Source organism: Actinoplanes sp. NPDC051633 (assembly GCF_040681735.1).
Lineage (GTDB): Bacteria > Actinomycetota > Actinomycetes > Mycobacteriales > Micromonosporaceae > Actinoplanes.
Genome location: NZ_JBFAZH010000691.1, coordinates 1 through 4228, shown reverse-complemented (window position 1 = coordinate 4228; position 4228 = coordinate 1). Strand labels below are relative to the sequence as shown.

General features: G+C 71.7%; 5 protein-coding genes. 1 reads left to right on the top strand and 4 read right to left on the bottom strand.

From position 1 onward, the window contains the following. Positions 1–102: 102 nt before the first annotated feature. From AB0M20_RS29880 to AB0M20_RS29865, 4 genes are read right to left on the bottom strand one after another with little or no spacing between them, the layout of a single operon-like run. Positions 103–1293, bottom strand: coding sequence for an ABC transporter permease (locus AB0M20_RS29880; RefSeq protein WP_364303657.1), 1191 nt, complete (start codon positions 1291–1293; stop codon positions 103–105). Then, positions 1294–1956 (bottom strand): ABC transporter ATP-binding protein, encoded by a 663-nt coding sequence (locus AB0M20_RS29875; protein ID WP_364303656.1) that lies wholly within the window; start codon positions 1954–1956, stop codon positions 1294–1296. Beyond that, a complete protein-coding gene (locus AB0M20_RS29870; RefSeq protein ID WP_364303655.1) occupies positions 1953–3008 on the bottom strand; it encodes a peptidoglycan-binding domain-containing protein in 1056 nt (351 codons plus the stop codon). The genes AB0M20_RS29875 and AB0M20_RS29870 overlap by 4 nt, the downstream gene beginning before the upstream one ends. Then, positions 3005–3562 (bottom strand): hypothetical protein, encoded by a 558-nt coding sequence (locus tag AB0M20_RS29865; protein WP_364303654.1) that lies wholly within the window; start codon positions 3560–3562, stop codon positions 3005–3007. Before AB0M20_RS29865 ends, AB0M20_RS29870 begins: the two co-directional genes overlap by 4 nt. An 88-nt stretch (positions 3563–3650) precedes the next feature. Between AB0M20_RS29865 and AB0M20_RS29860 the strand changes: the two genes are divergently transcribed. Next, positions 3651–4228, top strand: a 578-nt coding sequence (locus AB0M20_RS29860; RefSeq protein WP_364303653.1) for a response regulator transcription factor, incomplete at its 3' end; no start/stop codon positions are given.

Below are 4228 nucleotides of genomic sequence, written 5' to 3'. Positions count from 1 at the left end.
AATTAGGTGTGATCTTCCTTCCTCAAGTAAATCCCAACAACAAGTTGTACACCCTGGTGGGGCAGTGGGCGGGTGCCCCGGGCCCGAGGGGCCGCACCCACATCATGCAGCGGCCAGCGCTTCGGTCGGCGACAAGCGAGCCGCCCGGACGGCCGGGTACAGCCCGGCCAGCGCCCCGATCACCACGGTCGCCGAGACGCCACCGAAGATCACCCAGGTGGGTACGACGGCCGGCCAGCTCTGCACCGTCGCGTACCCCGCTGTCACCAACCCGCCGAGCAGGACCCCGCCCGCCCCGCCGAGCAGCGACAACAGCAACGACTCCGTCACGAACTGGGTGCGGATCTGTCCGCGGGTCGCGCCCAGCGACCGGCGCAACCCGATCTCCGCGCGTCGTTCCAGCACCGAGATGACCATGGTGTTGGCCACGCCGATGCCGCCGACCAGCAGGGCCACCGCGCCCAGCCCGAGCAGCAGCGCCGTGAAGGTCTTGTTGGTGGCCTGCCGGGCGGCGAGCGCGTCGGACGGGCGGGACACCTCGACCTCGGTCGGCGATGACGGGTTCGCCGTCGCCGCCAGCACCGCCTGCACGTCGGTGACGTGGGCGTCGTCGGTGCGGGTGTACACAGTGGTCGGATGCCCGTCGAAGCCGAGGTACTTCGCGGCGGCGGAGAAGCCCATCAGGACCGCCGTGTCGAGCTCCGGCGCCAGCGGCACCGACGCGAGCACGCCGACCACGGTGAACCACCGCTCGCCGACCAGCACCTGCACGCCGGGCGAGTGGATGCCGAGCACCGCGGCGGCCTGCTCGCCCAGCACGACCGCCGGGTACGCGGCCGTGGCCGCATTCAGCCACGTCCCGGCGACCACCGATGCGCCGACGGTGGCCGGCAGATCCACTTGCGCGGCCCGCACCGAGATGCCTCCGGTCTGCGCCGCCGGAATCTTGTCGTTGCGGTAGACGCTGGTGGACGAGACGGCGCCGACCGCGGAGACCTGCTGCACCGGGCCGATCCGCGAGATCATCGCGACCGACTCGTCGGGCAGGTAGGAGTCGTTGCCGAACATCGTCTTGCCCGGCGCCACCGTCAGCAGGTTGGTGCCCAGCGCGGCCAGCCGGTCGTCCAGCTCGGCCCGGCTGGAGGCCGAGATGCCGACCACCGCGGTCATCGCCGCGATGCCGATCGCGATGCCGAGCGCAGACAGGAACGCCCGCAGCGGCCGTGCCCGCAGCCCGGTCCCGCCGACCCGCACCACGTCACGCGCGGAGAGCCGCGCGGGAGTCAGCGACATTCAGACCACCCGCCCGTCGCGCATCGGCACCTGCCGCGGCAGCCCGGCGGCGATCTCCCGGTCGTGGGTGATCACCAGGATCGTGGTGCCCGCCTCGTGCAGCTCGGAGAGCAGGTCGATCACGCCGGCGCCGGATGCGGTGTCCAGGTTGCCGGTGGGTTCGTCGGCGAGCAGCAGGATCGGGTCGCCGACCACCGCCCGCGCCACCGCGACGCGTTGCCGTTCCCCGCCGGAGAGCTGGTGCGGGCGGTGGGTGAGGCGGTCGCCGAGGCCGACCCTGACGAGTGCGGCCTCGGCGAGTTGCGTGCGCTCCTTCTCGGGTACGCCCGCGTAGAGCAGCCCGTCGCCCACGTTGGTGACGATGTCCCGCCCGGCGGCCAGGTGGAAGTGCTGGAACACGAACCCGATGCGGCGTGCCCGCAGCGCGGACAGCTGCCGGTCGGAGAGCAGCGCCACGTCGTACCCGTCGATCCTGATCTCCCCCGATGACGGCCGGTCCAGCGTCCCGATCAGGTGCAACATGGTGGACTTGCCGGACCCGGACGGCCCGACGATGGCGACGAACTCGCCGTAGTCGACGCGCAGGCTGACGTCGTCGAGCGCGGTCACACCGCCCGGGTACGCCTTGGTCACCCGGTCCAGTTCGATCACCGGCGCGGTCATGCCGGCACCCCGACGACGGTTCCCTCGCCGATGCCCGTACCCGAGACCTCGACCTTGCCGTCGGCGAACATGCCGGTCTTCACCGCGACGATGCTCGTGGCGGAACCGGACACCACCTCGACGCCGTATCCGCCCTCGGACAGCGCGAGCAGCGCGGTCACCGGCACGGTCAGCACGTTGTCGGCGGTGGCGGCCGTGAACGCGACGTCGATCGACGCGGCGTCCAGGCCCTTGGGCGCCTTCCCGGCCGGGAAGGTGACGGTCACGTCGATCGCCGTGGTGGGCTCGCCGTCCGGGTTGTCGGCCGGGACCACGACCGTCTCCACGTGGGAGATCGTGGCCGTAGTTTCGGTGCCGTCGGGCAGGGTGACCTGGACCTTCGCGCCCTTCTTCGCGAGGCGTTGATCGTCGACCTCCAGCTCGACGACCCCGACCCGGGCGGTGCCGGTGGTGCTCAGCACGCCGCCGCCGGGCTGCAGCTCGTCACCGGCCGCGATCTGGTGACTGTCCACTCGCACCGGTCCGGCGGCGTAGACGACGGCGGCCGGCTCGACGGCGCCGGTCTCGGGCACGCCGAGGTCGTCCTGCCACTGCTCGACGGCGTCGGCGGTCGCGTACGTGTATTCCTTGTCGACCGTGAAGCCGCGATAGCCCAGCGCCCACAGGTTCTGCTCGAGCTGCTTGACGTCGCGGCCCTCGACGCCGTTGCGCAGTGTCCGGTACGCGGGCAGCTTGCCGTAGAGCAGCACCACCGGGTCGTCGTCCACCCGGTAGAGCGCCTTGCCCCGGGTGACGGTCGAGCCGGTGGCGGCCAGCCCGGTCACCGTCCCGGAAGACCGGCCCTTGAGCGCCGTCGTGTCCCCGTACCCCAGGTCTCCGGTCTTGGTCTCCTCGTCGACCAGCGTCCCGCGCGTCACCTTCGCCGTGGCCGGCGGCATCGCGGCCTCCGCCGCACCACCGCCCTGCGCCTCGGGAAGCCCGACCACGATGGCGGCCGCGGCCGCGGCACCGGCGGTCAGCGCGACCGCCGCGACGATGCTCGCGCGTCTCATCCCTTCTCCACGTGGTTCTGCGCGCCGCCGTCGGGACGATCCGGCCGGTACTGGTCGCAGGCCTTGTCGGCCTTCTTCCAGGCGGGGCTCTCCGGGTTGAGGCCGCTGCCCGGCTCGGCCTTGATCTCGAGGCCGCCGTCGGCCTTCGGGTCGGGGAAGTTAGGCACGCCGTTCTCCCGCATGCACTTGGCGAACTCGCGCAGCTTCGCGACGGTCGCCGGGTCGAGCTTGGGCGGCTCGCCGCCGTTGGGCATGTACTTGCGGCAGGCCTCCATGGCCTTGTCGACCTTGGCCTTGTCGCTGCCCCTCGGGATGCTGATGGAGAATCCCTTCTCGTCGGGGTCCGGATCCTTGAACCAGGTGAGCCCGTTGTCGCGCATGCACTGGGCGAACTTCAGCCCGTCCCCCGGCGACTCGGAGGCCTCGGCACTGGCGGTCGGTGTGGCGCCACCGTTGGCGGTGGCCACGCCGGGACTCTTGTCGTCGTTCGCGCACCCGGCGGTCAGCAGTGGTCCCAGCAACAGCAGTGGAATGAGCAGCAATGGTCTACGCATGGGCACCAGTCAACGAACCGGGAGGTTTCCCGGGCGTCAGCGATCGTGGTGACGCCCAGATGACATCACCGTGGGTCACCATGGGGGGATGCGGATCCTGGTGGTCGAGGATGAGCGGCTGCTCGCCGACGCGGTGGCAGAGGGGCTGCGGCACGAGACGCACGCGGTGGACGTCGTGTACGACGGCGGCGCCGCGCTGGAACGCACGTCGGTGAACGACTACGACGTCGTGGTTCTCGACCGTGACCTGCCCGTCGTGCACGGCGACGAGGTGTGCCGGCGCCTGGCCGCCGAGAACGGCGAGGTGCGGGTGATCATGCTGACCGCCGCCGGCGAGGTCGACGACCGCGTGGACGGGCTGGCGCTGGGCGCGGACGACTACCTGCCGAAGCCGTTCGCGCTGCGCGAGCTGGTCGCCCGGGTGGCCGCGCTGGGCCGCCGCGCCCGCCCGGCCGCGCCGCCGGTGCTGCGCCGGTCGGGGATCAGCCTCGATCCGCACCGGCGCGAGGTGTTCCGCGACGGCCGGTACGTGCCGCTGTCCCGCAAGGAGTTCGCGGTGCTGACCGAGCTGCTCCGGGCGGACGGGACCGCGGTGTCGGCCGAGCACCTGCTGGAAAAGGCCTGGGATGAGAACGCTGACCCCTTCACGCACGCGGTCCGGATGAC

Bases quoted from the DNA above. Each gene is read 5' to 3' on its own strand.
- AB0M20_RS29880 (WP_364303657.1), bottom strand. From the start codon at position 1,293: ATGTCGCTGACTCCCGCGCGGCTCTCCGCGCGTGACGTGGTGCGGGTC.
- AB0M20_RS29875 (WP_364303656.1), bottom strand. From the start codon at position 1,956: ATGACCGCGCCGGTGATCGAACTGGACCGGGTGACCAAGGCGTACCCG.
- AB0M20_RS29870 (WP_364303655.1), bottom strand. From the start codon at position 3,008: ATGAGACGCGCGAGCATCGTCGCGGCGGTCGCGCTGACCGCCGGTGCC.
- AB0M20_RS29865 (WP_364303654.1), bottom strand. From the start codon at position 3,562: ATGCGTAGACCATTGCTGCTCATTCCACTGCTGTTGCTGGGACCACTG.